17 protein-coding genes and 1 riboswitch are annotated in these 18393 nt (G+C 72.1%); of the genes, 5 read left to right on the top strand and 12 right to left on the bottom strand.

Translation table 11 applies throughout. The annotated features are described in order from the left end of the window. The first annotated feature begins 104 nt into the window (after window positions 1-104). Together OIE69_RS28615 and OIE69_RS28610 are read left to right on the top strand one after the other, a co-directional pair. Window positions 105-1355 carry a glycosyltransferase family 87 protein gene (locus OIE69_RS28615; RefSeq protein ID WP_326576778.1) on the top strand — a complete coding sequence of 417 codons (1251 nt, stop codon included), beginning with the start codon at window positions 105-107 and terminating at the stop codon, window positions 1353-1355. Window positions 1356-1758: 403 nt separating this feature from the next. After that, a complete protein-coding gene (locus tag OIE69_RS28610; RefSeq protein WP_326576777.1) occupies window positions 1759-2283 on the top strand; it encodes a PadR family transcriptional regulator in 525 nt (174 codons plus the stop codon). Between the two features lie 505 nt (window positions 2284-2788). Here OIE69_RS28610 and OIE69_RS28605 read toward each other — a convergent pair. The 6 genes from OIE69_RS28605 to OIE69_RS28580 form a co-directional block, all read right to left on the bottom strand. Continuing rightward, entirely contained in the window at window positions 2789-3880 is a 1092-nt protein-coding gene (locus tag OIE69_RS28605) for a M48 family metallopeptidase (protein ID WP_326576776.1), read from the bottom strand. Then, on the bottom strand, window positions 3877-5052 hold the full coding sequence (locus OIE69_RS28600) for a hypothetical protein (protein ID WP_326576775.1): 1176 nt from the start codon (window positions 5050-5052) through the stop codon (window positions 3877-3879). Before OIE69_RS28600 ends, OIE69_RS28605 begins: the two co-directional genes overlap by 4 nt. A 31-nt stretch (window positions 5053-5083) precedes the next feature. Then, window positions 5084-6139 carry a C40 family peptidase gene (locus tag OIE69_RS28595; RefSeq protein WP_326576774.1) on the bottom strand — a complete coding sequence of 352 codons (1056 nt, stop codon included), beginning with the start codon at window positions 6137-6139 and terminating at the stop codon, window positions 5084-5086. 154 nt (window positions 6140-6293) lie between these two features. Next, window positions 6294-7319: a C40 family peptidase gene (locus OIE69_RS28590; protein ID WP_326576773.1), complete on the bottom strand. Its 1026-nt coding sequence runs from the start codon at window positions 7317-7319 to the stop codon at window positions 6294-6296. A 315-nt stretch (window positions 7320-7634) separates the two neighbouring features. After that, the gene (locus OIE69_RS28585; RefSeq protein ID WP_392567579.1) at window positions 7635-9038 is read right to left on the bottom strand and encodes an NYN domain-containing protein; all 1404 of its coding nucleotides are present in this window, start codon (window positions 9036-9038) and stop codon (window positions 7635-7637) included. Window positions 9039-9125: 87 nt separating this feature from the next. Beyond that, window positions 9126-9377, bottom strand: coding sequence for a hypothetical protein (locus tag OIE69_RS28580; RefSeq protein WP_018557044.1), 252 nt, complete (start codon window positions 9375-9377; stop codon window positions 9126-9128). A 114-nt stretch (window positions 9378-9491) separates the two neighbouring features. Here OIE69_RS28580 and OIE69_RS28575 point away from each other — a divergent pair, with 114 nt between their 5' ends. Next, a complete protein-coding gene (locus tag OIE69_RS28575) occupies window positions 9492-10271 on the top strand; it encodes a rhomboid family intramembrane serine protease (protein ID WP_326576772.1) in 780 nt (259 codons plus the stop codon). Continuing rightward, window positions 10268-10549 (top strand): Lrp/AsnC family transcriptional regulator, encoded by a 282-nt coding sequence (locus OIE69_RS28570; RefSeq protein ID WP_018557042.1) that lies wholly within the window; start codon window positions 10268-10270, stop codon window positions 10547-10549. The genes OIE69_RS28575 and OIE69_RS28570 overlap by 4 nt, the downstream gene beginning before the upstream one ends. Before the next feature lie 37 nt (window positions 10550-10586). Here OIE69_RS28570 and OIE69_RS28565 read toward each other — a convergent pair whose 3' ends face one another. The 6 genes from OIE69_RS28565 to ctaE all read right to left on the bottom strand — a co-directional run bounded on the left by OIE69_RS28565 (window position 10587) and on the right by ctaE (window position 17821). Continuing rightward, the gene (locus OIE69_RS28565; protein ID WP_326576771.1) at window positions 10587-11981 is read right to left on the bottom strand and encodes an aminotransferase class V-fold PLP-dependent enzyme; all 1395 of its coding nucleotides are present in this window, start codon (window positions 11979-11981) and stop codon (window positions 10587-10589) included. A gap of 153 nt (window positions 11982-12134) precedes the next feature. Then, window positions 12135-12251: riboswitch (SAM riboswitch) on the bottom strand. Window positions 12252-12438: 187 nt separating this feature from the next. Next, complete coding sequence (trpD, locus tag OIE69_RS28560; protein ID WP_326576770.1) at window positions 12439-13503, bottom strand: anthranilate phosphoribosyltransferase; 1065 nt, start codon at window positions 13501-13503, stop codon at window positions 12439-12441. A 126-nt stretch (window positions 13504-13629) separates the two neighbouring features. Next, window positions 13630-15267, bottom strand: a complete 1638-nt coding sequence (gene qcrB, locus OIE69_RS28555; protein ID WP_326576769.1) for a cytochrome bc1 complex cytochrome b subunit — start codon at window positions 15265-15267, stop codon at window positions 13630-13632. Next, complete coding sequence (gene qcrA / locus OIE69_RS28550) at window positions 15264-16304, bottom strand: cytochrome bc1 complex Rieske iron-sulfur subunit (protein ID WP_326576768.1); 1041 nt, start codon at window positions 16302-16304, stop codon at window positions 15264-15266. Before qcrA ends, qcrB begins: the two co-directional genes overlap by 4 nt. An 8-nt stretch (window positions 16305-16312) precedes the next feature. Further along, on the bottom strand, window positions 16313-17122 hold the full coding sequence (gene qcrC, locus OIE69_RS28545) for a cytochrome bc1 complex diheme cytochrome c subunit (RefSeq protein ID WP_326576767.1): 810 nt from the start codon (window positions 17120-17122) through the stop codon (window positions 16313-16315). 78 nt (window positions 17123-17200) lie between these two features. Beyond that, window positions 17201-17821: an aa3-type cytochrome oxidase subunit III gene (gene ctaE / locus OIE69_RS28540; RefSeq protein ID WP_326576766.1), complete on the bottom strand. Its 621-nt coding sequence runs from the start codon at window positions 17819-17821 to the stop codon at window positions 17201-17203. Window positions 17822-17990: 169 nt separating this feature from the next. On the opposite strand from ctaE, the gene OIE69_RS28535 reads away from it, so the two are divergent. Next, window positions 17991-18392: a hypothetical protein gene (locus OIE69_RS28535; RefSeq protein WP_326576765.1), complete on the top strand. Its 402-nt coding sequence runs from the start codon at window positions 17991-17993 to the stop codon at window positions 18390-18392. The last annotated feature ends 1 nt before the right edge of the window (window position 18393 follow it).

Genomic DNA, 18393 nt, shown 5'->3' with positions numbered 1-18393 from the left:
GGCAACCGACCGCGGTCCCCGGCGCGTCTAAGCTCCACACGCCTGTCCACGGGTGAGACCGGCATCATGCATCATCACAGCAGAACCGATTCGACGAGGTGGACATGGCAGGCGACAGCGGCAAGCGGCTCCCGGTCGGGCCGGTCCTCGCCTGGGTGGCCACCAGGGTCCTGCTGCTGCTCTACGTCTTCAAGGTGCTCAGCCTGTCCCCGCTGGACGTGACCACCGACGTCTCGGTGATCTACCACGGCTGGTACGAGGTCCTGAAGACCGGCGCCTTCCCCCACCACGACGTCACCTGGCAGTACCCGCCCGCCGCCGCGCTCGCGGTGCTCTCCCCCGCGATGCTGCCGTTCCTCGACTACGCGACCGCCTTCTTCTGGCTCGCCTGCGCCGCCGACCTCGTCGCCTTCGCGCTGCTGCTGCGCGGTTCGCGCGGCGAGGGGCGGCGGCCGGCCGGTGCCTACGTGTGGGTACTGGGCGTGCCGCTGCTGGGGCCGACCGCGTACGCGCGCTACGACGTGATGGTCACCGCCGTCGCCGTGGCCGCGCTGCTGGCGACGGTGCGCCGTCCCAGGGTCGCGGGCGCGCTGATCGCGTTCGGCGCGATGCTCAAGGTCTGGCCGGTGCTGCTGCTCACCGGGGTCCGCGACCGCCGGATCTGGGCGGCGGCCGCGGCCGGGGCGGGCGTCCTCGCCCTGGGCTTCTGGCTGTGGATGCCGGGGGCCTTCGCCTTCCTGCGCTTCCAGGGCGAGCGGGGCACCGAGGTGGAGTCCCTGGGCTCCCTGGTCTTCCACATCGCCCGGCACCACGGCTGGGAGGGCCAGGTGCTGCTCAACTACGGCTCCGTGGAGTTCCTCGGGCCCTACGTGGGCCTGGTCAGCGACATCGCGCTCGGGCTGACCGCGGTGGCCTTCGGCTGGCTGCTGCTGTGGCGGCTGCGGGCGCGGACGTACGGCCCGCAGACGCCCTTCGACGCGGCGTTCACCGCGGTGCTGCTGTTCACCACGACCAGCCGGGTGATCAGCCCCCAGTACATGATCTGGCTGATCGGCCTGGCGGCCGTCTGCCTCACGCTGCGGGCCAGTGTGATGGTGCTGCCCGCGGTGCTGGTGCTGGCGGCGACGGTGCTCACCCTGTACGAGTTCCCGGTGCGCTTCGCCGACGTCGTCGGCAGCACCGGCCTCGGCATCACGCTGCTGCTGCTCCGCAACGGCCTGCTGGTGGCCGCCTCGGTCATCGCCTGCCGCCGGCTGTGGGTGGCCTCGGCGCGTCTGCCGTTGAGGCCGCGCGGCGCGCCCGAGTCGCGTCTTCCGGAGCACGACCAGGACGCCGAGAAGCTGCTGACCTGGTGAAGGCCGCCGTCACGGCCAGGCACTGCAGCCCCGCGGCCACGGCCATCGCCGCGCCGACGCCCACGGGCCCCAGCCCGGCCGGGACGGCGAGCGCGTAGGCGAGCGGCAGCTGCACCGCCGTGCCGACCGGGGTCACCCGGACCAGCGGCGCGGCCCCGCCGCCCTGGAGGACACCGCCCGGCGCGATGGAGCACGCCGGCAGCACCAGGTAGGGCCCCAGGGTGCGCAGGAACGCCGTGCCTGCCGCGGCCACGCGGGCCCGCCAGTGCGGCCAGCCGGGCGGGGTGCGTCATGGGTTCCCTCCCCGAACGTGATACCTCGTTTCGAGGTACAGCGTTTAGAGGTACCATCATGGGCACTGCACGGACAAGTCCGAACGCATGATCGGGAAAGGTGGCGAACAGTGCTGGAGCTCACCATCCTGGGCTTCCTCTACGAGGAATCCCTGCACGGCTACGAGCTCAAGGAGCGCATCGCCGCACTCAACGGCCACGTCCGCCCGGTCAGCGACGGCGCGCTCTACCCGGCCATCAACCGCCTCACCGCGGCCGGGCTGGTCGGCCAGCACACCGAGCCCGGCGTCGGCGCCGCCCCGCGCCGCGTGCTCTCGCTCACCGACGCCGGGCGCACGCGGCTGCTCGCCCGGCTCCGCGATCCCAAGCCGATCGAGATCACCGACGCCACCCGCTTCTTCGCCGTGCTGGCGTTCCTGAGACACCTCCCCGACACCACGGCCCAGGCCGGGGTGCTGCGGCGCCGCCTGGAGTTCCTGGAGACACCGGCCGGCTTCTTCTACGACCGCGGCAAGCCCGTGCGCGCCGAGGACACGGGCGACCCCTTCCGCCAGGGCATGCTCCGCATCGCCCGCGCCACGGGTCACGCGGAGCGCGAATGGCTCACGGAGGCCCTGGCGGACCTCACCGCCTGAGGGCGGGTCCGGGTGAGACCCGCGCGCAGGCTGCGCTGCCGACCCGGAGGGGGCGAGCGATCCCGCGCACCCCGGGCGCCGCGTGCACCGCTGCGCGGATGGCCCGGGAAGGGCGTCACGGCGCCGGGCCGCCCGGAGGCGCACGGCCCTGCGACCCGCCGGGCAGACGGACGCGCGGGCGCAACCGACGTTCCCGGGACACCCGTGACCGCGGACGGCCCACGGGGCCACGAGGCCGCGAAGCGGCGGATCCGGGTGAGGCCCGCGCGCAGGCTGCGCTGCCGACCCGGAGGAGGCGAGCGATCCCGGGCGCCGCATGCACCGCTGCGCGGACGGCCCGCGAAGGCCCGCGTGGGCGTCACGGCCCCGTCCGCCCGGAGGCGTACGGCCCTGCGGCCCACGGGGCCGGCGGCCTCGAAAGCCACGGACACGCCGTGCGGCTGATCGTGGGGTGACGCGTACGGCCCGGGTGACCGCCCGCAACTCCCTCGCCGCGGGCCGCGGACTAACCCGTGGCGGCCGCGAAGGCGCGGGCGGCGGCGATGCGCTGGACGGGGGTGGGGTGCGTGCCGAAGAGGGCGTGCAGAAGGCGCGGGGGGTCGGGGTCGGAGACGTTGGTGACGGTGAGGCGGCGCTGCATGGCGATGAACCGCTCGGCGTCCCCGGTGAGTTCCAGCGCGTGCGTGTCCGCCCGCCGTTCGACGCGCCGGCTCAGCGCGCAGCCGAACGGCCCGGCGCACGCCGACAGCACCGCGGCCGCCGCCGCCAGCAGGAACAGCCCGCGCGGGTCGTCCGTGCCGTGGGAGGAGGCGGCCATGACCGCGGAGAGCACGCACACCCCCGCTCCCGCGCCGAGGGCGCCGAGCAGGGTGCCGCGCAGCACGTCACGGTGCTTGACGTGTCCCAGTTCGTGGGCGACGACGAGTTCGACCTCGGCCGCCGGGGCCGTGCCGAGCAGCGTGTCGTAGGCGACGATCCGCCGGGTGCGCCCGAAGCCGGAGACGTAGGCGTTGAGCGCGGTCGTCCGCCGGGACGCGTCGGCGACGAGCACCGCCCGTACGGGGATCCGGTCCCGCTCCGCCAGCGCCAGCAGCGCGTCGCGCAGGGGCCCGTCCTCCATCGGCCGGAAGCGGTTGAAGAGCGGCTCCAGCACGACGGGGGCGAGCCAGGACAGCACGACGGCCGCGCAGACGGCGCCCAGGGCCGCCCAGGCCCAGCCGAGGCCGTAGTAGCCGTACAGCGCGGCCAGCGCCAGCGGAACGGTGACGAGCAGCCCGCGCAGGACGTCGACGGCCCAGCCGCCCCAGCCCTGCGTGACGAGCCCGTAGCGGCGCCGGATGACGCGGACCCGGGCGGAGAACGGCAGGGTGACCGCCTGCTGGAGCAGCACCAGCAGCAGGCCGCCGGCCAGGACGCGCAGGGCCCGGGCGTCGCCGAACAGCCCGGTGAGGGCGGCGCCCGCGGGGGTCAGCCCCAGTACCAGCAGCAGTGCGAGCCCGGCGAGGCGGCCGCCGAGCACGAAGGGCAGTTGCGCGCGGCGCAGCGCCCTGCCGCGGGCGGTCTCTTCCGGCGTGAAGTCCCCGTCCGTGCCGCTCATCCCAACTCCCCCTCGACGTAGGCCCGCCAGCGCTCGGTGAGGGCGTCCTCGTCGATGCCGAGCGTGCCGCGCAGATCCGCACCGGAACGGTACAGCGCGACCAGCCGGTCGGCGCCCCAGGTGTCGGCGATGAGCCGGCAGGCCAGCCAGGCGCCTTCGTACGCCTGGGCCTGAGCGGTCGCGCCGGGCGCGAAGTCGGCGTCCGCGGGGAGGTGCCCGGGCGGGCCGGAGGCCGTGACGTCGCGGCGCAGCTCGGGTGCCAGGCTCGGCGCCGTACGGCCGGAGTCCCGGTAGGCGACCCAGTCGGCGAAGCCCTCGGAGAGCCACATCGGGGTGCGGGAGGTCGTCGCGGCGCGCGTGGCGACATGGGTGGTCTCGTGGGTGAGTACGACCTGGCGGCCGAAGGCCGACAGCCCGGCGAAGGCCTCGGGGTTGACGATGACGCGTCCGGCGGGGGCGGTGCCGCTGCCGCCGGCCTCCCCGGTGGTGACGGCCGCGACGCCCGCGTACGTCTCGGCGGGGGCGTCCAGCAGTTGGCCCATGCGCCGCAGGGAGGAGGGCACCTCCAGCACCACCCGCCCGGTCCAGCCCTTCCCGCCCCAGGCCCGCCGCACCTGCGGGACGGCCCGGTCCGCGTCGGTGGCGTACCGGGCCAGCTCCTCGCGGTCGCCGGTGCCGAGGACGAGGCTGTGGCTGCCGCGGACGACGTGCAGCGCCCCCTGCTCCCACAGCAGGCCGCCCGGATCGCCGTCGCCGGCCACCCGCCAGCGTCCGCCGCCGTCGGTGCGCAGCAGCAGGGACTCGTCCGTGGTCACCGGGGCGCTGTCATAGCCCTTGAGGCGGTAGCGCAGCTCGACGCGGGCGGTCACCGGGTCGGCGCCCTCCGTGGAGACCAGCCGGTACGACCAGGAGGCGAGCGGGAGCACCCGGAGATTGCGGAAGACCCGGCGCTCGGCGTCGCGCCGGGCGGGCGTCACATCGGCCAGGTAGGCCTTCTCGTCGCGGTCCAGGACCGCGTCGGCCCGCCGTTCCAGCAGTTGCCGGACGACCGGGTCCCCGGGGAGCGCGTGCTCCGCCGCACCGCCGCCCGAGGGTCCGCAGCCCGCGAGGAGCACCGCCGCGGCGCACAGCGCGGCGGCCACGGCGCGGGTCGGCGAGCGGAAGAGGGCCACGCCGCCGATCGTACGGTCCCGGCGGCGGCGCTCACGTGGGCCGGGTCACCGCGGAGACCGGCAGCATGGCGACGGGGTCGTAGCGGACCCGGGCGCCGGGGTAGGGGGCGTGGATGACCTGGCCGTCGCCGACGTACATGGCGACGTGGCTGGCGTCGCCGCGGTAGAGGACCAGATCGCCGGGGCGCGCCTGGCTGAGCGGTACGTGCCGCCCGGCGTTCAGCTGGGCCTGCGAGGTGCGGGGCAGGCCCACGCCGGCCTGGCGGTACGCCCAGACCATCAGGCCGGAGCAGTCGAAGGAACCGGGGCCGGTGGCACCCCACACGTAGGGGGCGCCGACGGCGGAGCGCGCGGCGGCGACGGCCGTCGCGGCGCGCAGCGACAGCGGGCCGAGGTCCGGGATGTCGACCGTGCGGCCGGAACGGGAGGCACGGGCCTCCAGGCGGCCGGCGAGTCGGGCCCGCTCCTGCGGGGAGAGGGAGTTGACCAGGCGCGCGGCCGCCATCAGCTTGTGCTGCACGGCCTTCTTCCGGACGGTGAGGCTGGTGCGGGCCCGCTCCAGCTCGCCGAGCCGATCGGTGGCCCGGGAACGTTCCTGGTCCAGGAAGCGCTGGGCGGAGCGGAGTTCGCCGAGTCGCGCGTTGCCGCGGCTGCTGATCCGGTCGAGGGTGGCGGCCCGGTCGAGATAGGTCGCCGGGTCGGGCGAGAGCAGCAGGGCGAGGGTGGGGTCCACTCCCCCGCCGCGGTACTGGGCCCCGGCGAGCGTGCCGAGGTCGTCGCGGAGCCGGTTGACCCGCTCCTGGCCGCGCGCGGCGCGGTCCTGGAGCACCTCCACCTCGCGCCGGAGCCGCTGGGTGTTCTCGCGGGCGGCGTTGAACTGCTCGGTGGCCCGCTCCGCCTGGGTGTAGAGGTGGTCGATGCGGGCCGCGACATCGCCCGGGGCGTCCGCCGGGTCGGCGGCGGCCGTCTGCGCGGTGGTGGCCGCGCCCGCCATCGCGGCGGCGGCGGTGGCCGCCGCCGTCAGGACCGTGACCCTGGTGGTACGCGGGGCCCGGCCGGGTTGCGGAATGCGTCGATGGGATGGCACGTCGACTGACAGTAGTCAGCCGGACACGGGGACTTCAAAGGCCGTGTACCGCCGGGCGGCCCGACGGCGCCCTGCTTGCGCAGGTCACCGCCGGGCCGTCACCGTACGAGATCACCCGATAGGTTCAACGGGCTCCGCCGTTTCGGCCCGGATCTCAGATGCGGACGCCGAACTGGAACGGCATGTTGTTGATGGACTCGTAGCGCACGACAGTGCCGGTGCGCGGCGCGTGCAGGACCTGGCCGTTGCCCGCGTAGAGCCCCACGTGGTGCTGGTCGCCGTAGAAGATGACGAGGTCGCCGGGCATCAGCTGGCTCATCGACAGCCGGGTGCCGGCGTTGGCCTGGGACTGGGAGGTGCGCGGTATGCCGGCGCCGGCCTGGGCGTAGGCCCAGGAGGTGAGGCCGGAGCAGTCGAAGGAGCTCGGGCCGGTGGCGCCGTAGACGTACGGCGAACCCAGCTTGGTCTTGGCGGCGGAGAGGGCCGCGGCGGCCAGCGAGGAGGCCGGGAGGTCGTTGCCCAGGTCGACCCGCTCGTTGGAGCGGTTGGCGCGGTTCTCCGCGGCGGTCAGGGACGCCCGCTGGGCGGCGGTCAGCGAGTTGAGCAGCTTCTGCGCCTCGCCGAGCTTCGCCTGGACTTCCTTCTTCTTCTTGCCCAGTTCGGTGCGGGTCTCGTCGAGCTCGTTGAGCTTGCTCGCGGCCTCCGCCTTCTGCTGGTTGAGGGTGCGCTTCTTCTCCGCGATCTGCTGGAGCCCCTCGGCCTGCTTGGTGCTCAGCTGGTCGAGCGTGGACGCCTTGTCGAGGTAGCTGTCCGGGTCGGCGGAGAGGAAGAGCTGGAGCGACGGGTCGATGCCGCCGCTGCGGTACTGGGCGCTGGCCAGGGTGCCGAGGTCGTCCTGCAGGTCGTTGAGCTCGGACTGCTCGCGGGCCACCTCGTCCTGCAGGTCCTCGACCTGCTTCTGCAGCTTCTGCTGCTTCTCCTTGGCGCCGTTGAACTTCTCGGTCGCCTGCTCGGCCTGCTCGTAGAGGCCGTCGACCTTGGCCTTCACGCTCTTGACGGAGGGCTTGGCGGGAGCGGCCTGGGCCGCCTGCGCGGACAGGGCGACGGCTGCGGCGGCGGTCGCGGTGAGCACGGTGACACGTGTGCGACTGGCCTGCTTGGGACGACGGTGGGACGCCACTCGGGCGAGCTCCTTCTTCCTCCAGCCGCCTGCCGCATGCATCGGGAACTGCGTTCCCCGGCCCTGAGCGTCGGCGTCCCCCGTCGTACGCGCGGCACTTCAGATCGGCGGGACCTCCGCCGCCATCCTGAGTGGATGATCGACTGGGCAGAGGTTCGAGGCACGACCATAGTGACCATCTTGTGATCGGATCAAATCCCTGAAGAAAAAAAGTCGCTCGGCTGCGGTTTCTTTACACATATCGCACGTGCAGTGATGACGAGTTGACGCTGAGTCCACAAAAAGCGCCTCACGCACCCCACGGTGTGCTCCAGGTCACACCCGGGCAAGTCGCTTCAGCAGCAAGGTGGATGCGACCGGGCGGGCACCGGCACGGGCCACACCGTCAGCAACTTCGCGATCGGAAGAAACCACCACAATCGGACGACCGGGAGGTTCCGCCCGAACCAGACGCCGGATCAACTCGTCCGCCGTCTCACCGGCCTTGCTGAACAGCACCCGCACCCCGCGCGGCGGCGCCAGCAGCACCGGGGCGTCCAGATCGGCCCCGTCGAAGACGCAGGTGACCTCGGCGCCGCTCTGCGCCGCCAGCACCGCCAGGCCGCCCAGCAGCCGCAGCCGCTGCTTCTCCAACGGCAGCGCCGGATAACCGGTCTTGGTCACGTTGTAGCCGTCGACCACCAGATGGGACTGCGGCAGCGCCAGCAGCTGGTCCAGCAGTGCCGGATCGTCCTCCGACAGGGCGCGCCGCGCGATGTCCTTGGGGCTGATCGCCCCAGGCGTCACGGCGTCGACGGTGTCCGCGGGCCGAGCGCCCAGGGTGTCGCGCGGCGGCAGCGCCAGCTCCCGGCGCAGTCCCGAAGCGGCGTCGAGGACGGTGTCCAGCAGCAGCCGCAGACGCATGTCCTCGGTGCTGCGGCCCTCGCGGGCCGCCCGGCGGGACGCCTCCACCGCCTGCTCGGCCTCGACGAGCCGGGCCCGCAGCCGGCGTGCCTCACCGTCCGCCGACGCCTTCTCCACGGCCGCGGCCGCGCGCGTCTCGTCCAGTTCGGCCTCGACCTTGCGCAGCGCGGCCTCGGCCCGCTTCACGTCGCTCGCCGCACTGCGCAGCTTGCGCTGCAGCGACTCGGCCTCCTTACGGGCCGCATCCAGCTCGGTGCGGACCCGCACGGCCTCGGTACGGGACTGGGTCCGGACCTCGTCCAGTTCCGCCTTCAGCTGCCGCAGCTCGCGCTGCGCCTCCTCGCCCGCCCGTTCGGCGCTGACCCGCTGCGCCTCCTCGCCCGCCGCGGCCACCAGCTTGGCCCAGCCCGCGGGGCGCAGCAGGTATGCGGCGGCCGCCACGTCCAGCGGGTCGACCGCGGGGGGCGGAGTGCCGGCGTCCAGCGCCTCGCACAGCTCCGGCTCGGACTCGCGCAGCCGGGCGCCCACCCGCTGCCGGAAGGACGGGTCGCCCTCCAGTGCCGTGGCCAGCGCGGTCGCGGCGAACTTGGCGCGGCGGCTCGGGGTGAACCGGGCGTAGGGGCGCAGCACGGCGGGCAGCTCGGCCGGGGTCAGCCCGCCGAACGCCTCCGCCGCCAGGGCGACCACGCGGTGCCGTACGCCCTCGGGCAGCGGACGGTCCAGCGACTCGCCGTGGACGGACCCCTCCGGCGCAGCCGCGGTCTCGGGCGCGGCAGCTTCCTCGCCGCGGCCCGGGTTACCGCCGGTCCCGTCCACCCTCACTCCGTCCAGTCCGTGGGCGCCTCCCCGGCCTCCTTCAACCTCTCTGGCCGCGCCGCATTCTTCTATTGTCCCCGGCCGCGCTCAGGCCTGCGTCGCCGCCGCCGTGTCGGGGCGGTCGACCAGTTCGACCTGGTCCACGGCGTTGCACCAGCGGCAGCGCACCGACTCCACGGTCTCGCTGAGCACCTCGCGCTCCTCGACCGAGGGCTCGCCCGCCAGGTCCAGGTGGACGTACTCCACGACCTTGCTGGAGCGGGTGACGTCGAACCGGGTCAGATTGCCGCACAGGGTGCAACGCCAGCGGGTCGTGACGGTCGGCAGGGGCACCGGCATCGGTCGTCTCCTCGGTCGCGCGGATGCGTTCCGGTCACCCTACGGCCTCGGTGGTCCCGCGCGCTGCGGCGAGGCGCCCCGCGCCCGTTACACCCGTTCCGTCATGATCGGTCCATGGTCATCCCGGTGTACGACAAGAACCCCGTCCACCGCACACCCGTGGTGACGTACGCGCTGATCGGGCTGTGCGGGGTGCTGTTCCTCATCAGCCCGTCCTCCGGGCTCAACTACATGTACGGCATGGGCCACGATCAGGTGTGCGCCCAGGCGACGTACTTCGCCCGCTGGGGTGTCATCCCCACCGAGCTCTGGCACGGGCACATCCCCCTGGCGCAGGTGCCGATGCCGACCGGCTGCCCGCCCCTCGGGTCCTTCGCCACCTCACCGTTCGTGTCGGTGCTCACCGCGCTGTTCGTGCACGGCGGTTGGTTCCACCTGCTCGGCAACATGCTCTTCCTCTGGGTCTTCGGCGACAACGTCGAGAACCGCATGGGCCGCTTCCGCTTCCTGCTCTTCTACATCGCCTCCGGCTACGTGGCGACGTACGGCTACGCGCTCGGGCACACCTCCTCCACGCAGACCCTGGTCGGCGCGTCCGGGGCGATCTCCGGGGTGCTCGGCGCGTACCTCTACCTCTACCCCAAGGCCCGGGTGACCAGCGTCTTCCCCTTCCTCTTCTTCCTGCCGCTGCGCTTCCCGGCCTGGATGGTGCTGATCTTCTGGTTCGTCCTGCAGTGGCTCGCCGGCGAGATCCAGCAGACGGGTCCCGGGGTGGCCTACCTCGCCCACATCACCGGCTTCGTCTGCGGCTTCCTGTGCACGTGGGTGTGCTGTCGCGCAACGCCTAAGCTTGAGCCCGCAGCCAGGGCGAGCCAAGGAGACCCACAGCCGTGATCACCGCGATCGTGCTCATCAAGACCAGCGTCGACCGTATCCCCGAGATCGCGGAGTCCATCGCCGCGCTCGACAGCGTCAGCGAGGTCTATTCCGTGACGGGGACGTACGACCTGGTCGCCATGGTGCGGGTGGCCCGGCACGACGAGCTCGCGGACGTCATCCCGGGCCGGATCAGCAAGATCCCCGGCGTCGAGGCCACCGACACCCACGTGGCGTTCCGCACCTACTCCCAGCACGACCTGGAGACGGCCTTCGCCATCGGCCTGGACGCCTGACCGGTCCGCCCGGCACGGCGCACCGGGGCCGGGCCGCTCAGGCCTGGTCCCGGTCCGGCACGCAGCGGCCGTCCTCGGTCCGGTAACGCCACTTGGCCCCGTCCGACACCAGCTCCCGCACCGCGTCGACGAAGCGTTCCACGTGCTCGTCCGGGGTGCCCGCGCCGAAGGAGACCCGGATGGCGTTGAGCGCGGGGGCGCCCCCGACCGAAGGCTCCGGAAGCTCGCCCGGGGCGGCCTCGGGGGCACCGCACTCGCCCGGCTCCTGGTCGGCGGCGCCGAGCAGGGTGCGCAGCAGCGGGTGTGCGCAGAAGAGGCCGTCGCGGACGCCGATCCCGTACTCCGCGGAGAGCGCCGCCGCGAAGTGGGAGCTGTTCCAGCCCTCGACGACGAAGGAGACGACACCGACCCGGGGGGCGTCGTCGCCGAACAGCGAGAGCACCCTGACCTCGGGCACCTCGGCCAGTCCGGCCCGCACGCGGGCCACCAGCGCCTGCTCCCGCTCGACCAGCAGGTCGAACCCGGCCTCCGTCAGCGCGCGGCAGGCCGAGGCGATCGCGTAGGCGCCGATCACGTTGGGCGAGCCGGCCTCGTGCCGGGCGGCCGTGGTGTGCCAGTCGACGTCCACCCCGCCGTCCGCACTCCGGGCCACCCGCCGGGAGGCGCCGCCTCCGGCCAGGTAGGGCTCGGCCGCGCACAGCCAGTCGGCGCGGCCGGCGAGCACGCCGGAGCCGAAGGGCGCGTACAGCTTGTGCCCGGAGAAGGCCACCCAGTCCACGTCGAGTTCCGCGATGTCCACCGGGTGGTGCGGGGCGAGCTGCGCCGCGTCCAGCACGATCCGGGCGCCATGGGCGTGGGCCGCCGCGGCCAGCTCCCGCACCGGCCAGAGCTCACCGGTCACATTGGACGCCCCGGTCACGCAGACCAGCGCCGGTCCGTCCGTCGCCCGGGCGGCCAGTGCCCGCTCCAGCGTCGCCACGGCCTCCGCCGGGGTGCGGGGGGCACCGAGGTAGGTCACGTCGGCCTCCCGCCACGGCAGCAGGGACGCGTGGTGCTCGGTCTCGAAGACGAAGACGCTCGTGCCGGCCGGTACGGCGGCGGCCAGCAGGTTCAGCGAGTCGGTGGTCGAACGGGTGAAGATCACCTGGTCGCCGGGGCGACAGCCGAGGAACTCCGCGACCGTGGCGCGGCTCTGCTCGAACAGGTCGGTCGACAGCTGCGAGAGGTAGCCGGCCCCCCGGTGCACGCTGCCGTAGTACGGCGCGTAGGCCGCCACGTCGTCCCAGACCCGCTGCAGCGCGGGCGCGCTGGCCGCGTAGTCGAGGGCGGCGTAGCCCACCTCGCCCCCGGTCACGAGCGGCACGAGGACCTCGCGTCCCAGGACGGGCAGCGGAGCGCGGACGGACGAGGGCAGGGCAGGGCGCAGCGACATGGCGAAGTCTCCTGGGAGCAGGCGTGGGTGAAGGAACGTCAGTGATGACGGAACAGCCCTCGGCACGACGGGCGGACGCCCGGGGAGGGTGGGGAGGCGGCTGGGGGCCGGGAAAGGCCCTAGCGCATTCGCTTGCTCATGGAGGAACTCCTCTGACCGCGCTTGCCGCAGACCTCGCTGCCTGCGGCCTGGTCATCACCCGGGGCACCCCGCCACGGAAGGAGGGTTGCCGGACAGCGGGCCGGGGCCGTTTCGCTGTCACTCGTGACCTGCGCAGCATCATGCCACACGGGCACCTCGCCGCAAGCCGCGGTCCGCATCCCGGACGGCCCGCCCGGGAGCGGCCGGCACGGGGTCGGACGGCACGGGGTCGGACGGCACGGGGTCGGACGGAACAGCGGCGGACAGCACGGAGGGCCGGGGCAACGGCCCCGGCCCTCCGTGGTGGTTCTCGTGGTCAGGCCTGCGTGGCCGCGGCCCACCGCTCGAGCGTCCGTGCGGCCGCCCCGGAGTCGACCGACTCGGCCGCCCGCGCGATCCCGGCCGCGATCCGGTCGGTCAGCCGGCCACCCGCACCCTCCAGCGCCACCAGCGCGGCCGCCGAGTTGAGCAGCACCGCGTCACGGACCGGGCCGGTCTCGCCGGCCAGCAGCCGGCGGGCGACGTCGGCGTTGTATGCGGCGTCCGCGCCCCGCAGCGCCTCGATCGGCACCAGTTCGATGCCGACGTCGCGCGGGTCGAAGGACTCCTGCTCGACCTTCCCGTCCCGCACCACCCACACCTGGGAGGTGGCCGTGACGGTGAGCTCGTCCAGCCCGTCGTCGCCCCGGAACACCAGCGCGGAGGAGCCGCGGCGGGCCAGCACACCCGCGATCAGACCGGCCATCCGGGTGTCGAAGCACCCCACGGCGGAGGCGCCCACCCGGGCCGGGTTGGTCAGCGGGCCGAGGATGTTGAAGGAGGTCGGGATGCCCAGGTCGCGGCGGGCCGGGGCGGCGAACCGCATCGCGGGGTGGAACTTCGCGGCGAAGCAGAAGGTGATCCCGGTTTCCTCGGCTACCTCCGCCACCCGGCCGGCGGGCAGGTCGAGGTTGATGCCGAGCTTCTCCAGGACGTCGGAGGCACCGCTGGCGCTGCTGGCCGCGCGGTTGCCGTGCTTGACGACCTTCGCGCCCGTGCCGGCGATGACGATGGCGGACATCGTGGAGATGTTCACGGTCCTGGCACGGTCGCCGCCGGTGCCGACGATGTCCACGGCGGGGCCCGGGATGTGCAGCGGCTCCGCGTGCGCGTACATCGACTCGACGAGGCCGGTGACCTCCTCGACGGTCTCCCCCTTGGCCCGCAGGGCGACCATGAAGCCGGCGACCTGGGCGTCCGAGGCCTCGCCGCTCATGATCCGGTCCATCGCCCACGCCGCTTCGGCCGCCGTCAGGTCCTTGCCGTTCAGCAGCGCGCCCAGGACGTCGGGCCAGGAGCCGCCCGCCACGGATGCGCCTCCGGCGGGGTTCACAACGCTCATGGTCCACTCCATGGGGTCTGACGTGCGGCGGGAAACCTTCGGCTCCAGCCTATCGGCGCGGGGGAACGGGAAAGGGCCCCGTCCATCGGATGGACGGGGCCCTGCCCGGTGGCACAGCTTCAGTGATCAGTGGTGACCGTGGCCGCTCGTGATCTCCTCGTACTCCTCGACTGTGGGCTTGTCGATCTGCGTTCCCTCGCCGTAGTAGCCGCGGGACAGCCTCGCGCGCAGCTTCTCCGTGGGGCCGACCTTCTTCTCCACGCCGTTCTCGTCGACCTCGGGGCCGACCTCGAGCGGCTTGGGCTGCTCGTGCTGGGTGAGCTTGAACAGCGCGCCCTGCTCCAGCGGCTCGTGGATCTCGATGAACTCACCGTGCGGGAGGCGCTTGATGATGCCGGTCTCGCGACCGTGCAGCACCTTGTCCCGGTCGCGCCGCTGCAGACCCAGGCAGATCCGCTTGGTGACGAAGAAGACCAGCACCGGCAGCACGAAGAACGAGATCCGGACCACCCAGGTGATCGCGTTGATCGACAGATGGAAGCGGGTGGCGAAGAGGTCGTTGCCACCACCGACGAGCAGGATCAGGTAGAGGCTGATCCAGGCGGCGCCGATACCCGTGCGGACGGGACGGTTGCGCGGCCGGTCGAGCAGGTGGTGCTCGCGCTTGTCACCGGTGACCCAGGACTCCAGGAACGGATAGACGCCCATGAAGCCCAGGACCAGCGGGAAGATCACCAGCGGGATGAACACGCCCAGGACGAGCGTGTGGCCCGCGAAGTTGATCTCCCAGCCCGGCATGATGCGGATCAGGCCTTCGGAGAAGCCCATGTACCAGTCGGGCTGGGCGTCGGTCGACACCTGGTCCGGCCGGTAGGGGCCGTAGGCCCACACCGGGTTGACGGAGACCAGCGCGGACATGGCCGCGATGACACCGAAGACCACGAAGAAGAAGCCGCCCGCCTTGGCCGTGTAGACCGGGAAGAACGGCATGCCCACGACGTTCTTCTCGGACTTGCCGGGGCCGGCCCACTGCGTGTGCTTGTGGTAGACGATCAGGATCAGGTGGGCCACCAGCAGGCCCGCCATGATGCCGGGGATCAGCAGCACGTGGATCGTGTAGAACCGCGGCACGATGTCGGCGCCGGGGAACTCACCGCCGAAGAGGAAGAACGAGAGGTACGTGCCGACGATCGGCACGGACAGGACCGCGCCCTCCATGAAGCGGATACCGGTGCCCGACAGCAGGTCGTCCGGCAGCGAGTAGCCCATGAAGCCGTCGAACATGCCGAGGAACAGCAGCAGGAAGCCGAAGACCCAGTTGATCTCGCGCGGCTTGCGGAACGCACCGGTGAAGAAGATGCGCATCATGTGCACGAGCATCGCGGCCACGAAGACGATGGCCGCCCAGTGGTGGATCTGCCGGACCAGCAGACCGCCGCGCACGTCGAAGCTGATGTGCAGGGTCGAGGCGTACGCCTCGGACATCTTGATGCCCTGCAGCGGCGCGTAGGAGCCGTCGTAGACGACCTCGTTCATCGCCGGGTGGAAGAACAGCGTCAGGTAGACACCCGTCAGGATGATGATGATGAAGCTGTACAGGGCGATCTCGCCCAGCATGAAGGACCAGTGGTCCGGGAAGATCTTCCGCAGGTTGGCCTTGCCCAGGCTGTAGATGCCCAGCCGGCCGTCGGCCCAGTCGGCGACGCGTTCGCCGGCCGGGGCCTTTCCGCGCGGCTTCGCGCTCGCGCTCGTGTTGGTGCTCATCCACGCTCCCAAAACGCAGGGCCCACGGGCTCTTCGAAGTCGCCCAGAGCCTCGAGGTAACCCTCGCCGTTCACACTGATGTGCAGCTGCGGCAGGGCGTGACCGGCGGGGCCGAAGATCACCCGGGCACCGTCGGACAGGTCGAACGTCGACTGGTGGCAGGGGCAGAGCACGTGGTGCGTCTGCTGCTCGTAGAGGCTGATCGGGCAGCCGACGTGGGTGCAGATCTTGGAGAACGCCAGGATGCCCTGGTGCGCCCAGTCGCGGGACTTCTTGTCCTTGATGTCGTTCGGCTGGATGCGGACGATCATCAGGGCCGCCTTGGCGAGCTGCTCCTGGTAGTCGTGCTGCTCCTCCTCCAGGCCCTCGGGCACGGCGAAGGTCAGCGAGCCGACGGCGACGTCCTCGGGACGCAGCGGCTTGTTGGTGTTCTGGTTGATCAGCAGCCTGCCCTTGGACCACAGCGTGTGGCGGAGCTTGTCCTCCGGCAGCGGGCCGAGGTCGCGGAGCAGGAACACCCCGGAGAGCGGCACCAGCGTCAGCGCGCCGAGCATGGTGTTGCGGATCAGCTTGCGGCGGCCGATCTGGCTCTCACCGGTGCCCGCGGCGAAGTCGGCCATGACCTTGGCCCGGACCTCGGGGGTCGCCGCGATCGCGTGGCGGTCGTCGGCGACCTCGACGTCCGACATCAGCGTGCGGGCCCAGTGGACCGCGCCGGCGCCGATGGCGAAGAGCGAGACGCCGAGGGTCATGCCCAGCGCGAAGTTCAGCGCGCTGATGTGGCCCAGCGGCCAGATGTAGACGATCTTGTCGATCGGGATGACCACGAAGCTGGCGATGAAGCCCAGCGTGGCGAGCATCGACACGGTGAACAGGAACGCCACCGTGCGCTCGGAGGACCTCGCGGCCTTCTCGTCGATGTCCTGGCGGCGCGGCTGGTGAGCCGGGAAGCCGGGGTCCGCGAACGGGTTCTCCGCGGTCGCGACCTGGCCGCCGCCCTCGTGTGCCGGCCTGTCCGGCAGGTTCTCTTCTGACATGTCCTGACTCATGACTTCTTCGCCTTGGTGGTGTGGGCCGCGAGCCAAATGGCGCAGGCGATCAGGGCCCCGAGGCCGAAGATCCAGCCGAAGAGACCCTCGGTGACCGGGCCGAGGCTGCCCAGCGACATGCCGCCGGGGCTCGGCGCGCCCTCGCCGTTGACGGCGTCGAGGTACGCGATGATCTCCCGCTTGTTCTCCTCCGGCATCGTCGTGTCGGGGAAGGACGGCATGTTCTGCGGGCCGGTCAGCATGGCCTCGTACAGGTGCTTGTTGCTCACGCCCTCGAGCGTGGGCGCGTACTTGCCGTGCGTCAGCGCGCCGCCCTTGCCCTGGTAGTTGTGGCACTGGGCGCAGTTGGTGCGGAACAGCTCCCCGCCGCGCGCGGCGTCGGCGCCGGCCGGGTCGTACTGCTCCTCGGTGGGCGTGACCGGGCCGGGGCCCAGCGAGGCGATGTACGCCGCGAGCTGGTCGATCTGCTTCTGGTCGTAGATGACCTTCTTGCGCGGCACCTGGGCGCCGGGCTGCTGGGCGGGCATGCGGCCGGTGCCGACCTGGAAGTCCACGGCCGCGGAGCCGACGCCGACGAGGCTGGGGCCGTCACTGCCGCCCTGCCCCGACGTACCGTGGCAGCTGGAGCAGCCGACGGTGTACAGCTTCTTGCCCTCTTCGATGGCGAGGGACTGGGAGCTGTCGTCCGCCTGAGCCTTGGGCGCCGGCGCGAGCGCGGCGTACAGCCCCCCGATGGCCGTGAGCGCGACAAGTAGGACGACAAGCGCCGCCAGCGGGTGGCGCCGTCGTGCGGAGAGCTTTTTCACGGATTACCCCGGTGTCAGGATCTCTTGCGTCGATGGTTCTGGATGTCGTGACCGTGCGCGACTCGCGCGCGGGTCCGACTACTTGATCAGGTAGATCGTGGCGAAGAGGCCGATCCAGACGACATCGACGAAGTGCCAGTAGTAGGACACGACGATGGCCGCGGTGGCCTGCTCGTGGGTGAACCGCCGTGCCGCGTAGGTCCGTCCCAGGACCAGCAGGAAGGCGATGAGACCACCTGTCACGTGCAGACCGTGGAATCCGGTGGTCAGGTAGAACACCGAACCGTACGGGTCGGAGGAGAGCGAGAGGCCGTCCTCCTTGACCAGGTTGGTGTACTCGAAGATCTGACCGCCGACGAAGATCGCGCCCATGACGAAGGTCACGATGAACCACGAGCGCAGCTTCTTCACATCGCCGCGCTCGGCGGCGAACACACCCATCTGGCAGGTGAAGGAGGAGAGCACGAGGATCGTGGTGTTCGTCGCCGAGAACGGGATGTCCAGGACGTCGGCGTGCGCCTTCCAGTACTCGGCACCCGTGACCGAGCGAAGGGTGAAGTACATCGCGAAGAGGGCCGCGAAGAACATCAGCTCGGAACTCAGCCAGATGATGGTTCCGACGCTGGTGAGGTTCGGCCGGTTGACCGACGGGTGCGCGTGCCCGGTTTCTACTGCTGTTGCTGTCGCCACGACCGACATTATGTCGGTCCCTTATCTCGCGCTCACTCCGGGGGGTGCCATTCGGTGTGTCAAGGCCCTTGAGGTAGGGAAAGGCGTCGCCCGAAGGAGCTAACCCTCCTCGAAGCACCGTGCTCGGGAGTAAGGTTCGGCCACAGGCAGGCGACTCCACGAAGGCGAGGAGGCACGGATGCAGACGACCGCGACGGTGCTGGTCTACAGCGACGACAGGAACACCCGGGAACAGGTCCGTCTGGCCGTCGGCCGCCGCCCTGCGAGCGATCTGCCGCCGGTCGAGTACCTGGAGTGCGCGACCCTCCCGGCGGTCCTCAGCGCGCTGGAGAGCGGCGGCATCGACGCGTGCGTGTTCGACGGCGAGGCCGTCCCGGCCGGCGGCATGGGAGTGTGCCGCCAGGTGAAGGACGAGATCTTCCGCTGCCCGCCCGTGCTGGTGCTCATCGGGCGCCCCCAGGACGCCTGGCTGGCCAGTTGGAGCCGGGCCGACGCGGCGGTGAGCCACCCCGTCGACCCGGTCGCGCTCAACGAGGCCCTGGCGGGGCTGCTGAGGCAGCGGCTGGCCGTCGGCGCCTAGC

Origin of the sequence: Actinacidiphila glaucinigra, assembly GCF_035918135.1 — a bacterium.
Lineage (GTDB): Bacteria > Actinomycetota > Actinomycetes > Streptomycetales > Streptomycetaceae > Actinacidiphila > Actinacidiphila glaucinigra.
Note: the sequence above shows the minus strand (reverse complement) of the source record. Positions and strands in the feature narration are given on the sequence as shown.

Coding starts and splice junctions, on each gene's coding strand:
- OIE69_RS28615 (WP_326576778.1), top strand. CDS start 105: ATGGCAGGCGACAGCGGCAAGCGGCTCCCGGTCGGGCCGGTCCTCGCC.
- OIE69_RS28605 (WP_326576776.1), bottom strand. CDS start 3,880: ATGAGCGGCACGGACGGGGACTTCACGCCGGAAGAGACCGCCCGCGGC.
- OIE69_RS28580 (WP_018557044.1), bottom strand. CDS start 9,377: ATGCCGGTGCCCCTGCCGACCGTCACGACCCGCTGGCGTTGCACCCTG.
- OIE69_RS28575 (WP_326576772.1), top strand. CDS start 9,492: ATGGTCATCCCGGTGTACGACAAGAACCCCGTCCACCGCACACCCGTG.
- OIE69_RS28565 (WP_326576771.1), bottom strand. CDS start 11,981: ATGTCGCTGCGCCCTGCCCTGCCCTCGTCCGTCCGCGCTCCGCTGCCC.
- trpD (WP_326576770.1), bottom strand. CDS start 13,503: ATGAGCGTTGTGAACCCCGCCGGAGGCGCATCCGTGGCGGGCGGCTCC.
- qcrB (WP_326576769.1), bottom strand. CDS start 15,267: ATGAGCACCAACACGAGCGCGAGCGCGAAGCCGCGCGGAAAGGCCCCG.
- qcrA (WP_326576768.1), bottom strand. CDS start 16,304: ATGTCAGAAGAGAACCTGCCGGACAGGCCGGCACACGAGGGCGGCGGC.
- ctaE (WP_326576766.1), bottom strand. CDS start 17,821: ATGTCGGTCGTGGCGACAGCAACAGCAGTAGAAACCGGGCACGCGCAC.
- OIE69_RS28535 (WP_326576765.1), top strand. CDS start 17,991: ATGCAGACGACCGCGACGGTGCTGGTCTACAGCGACGACAGGAACACC.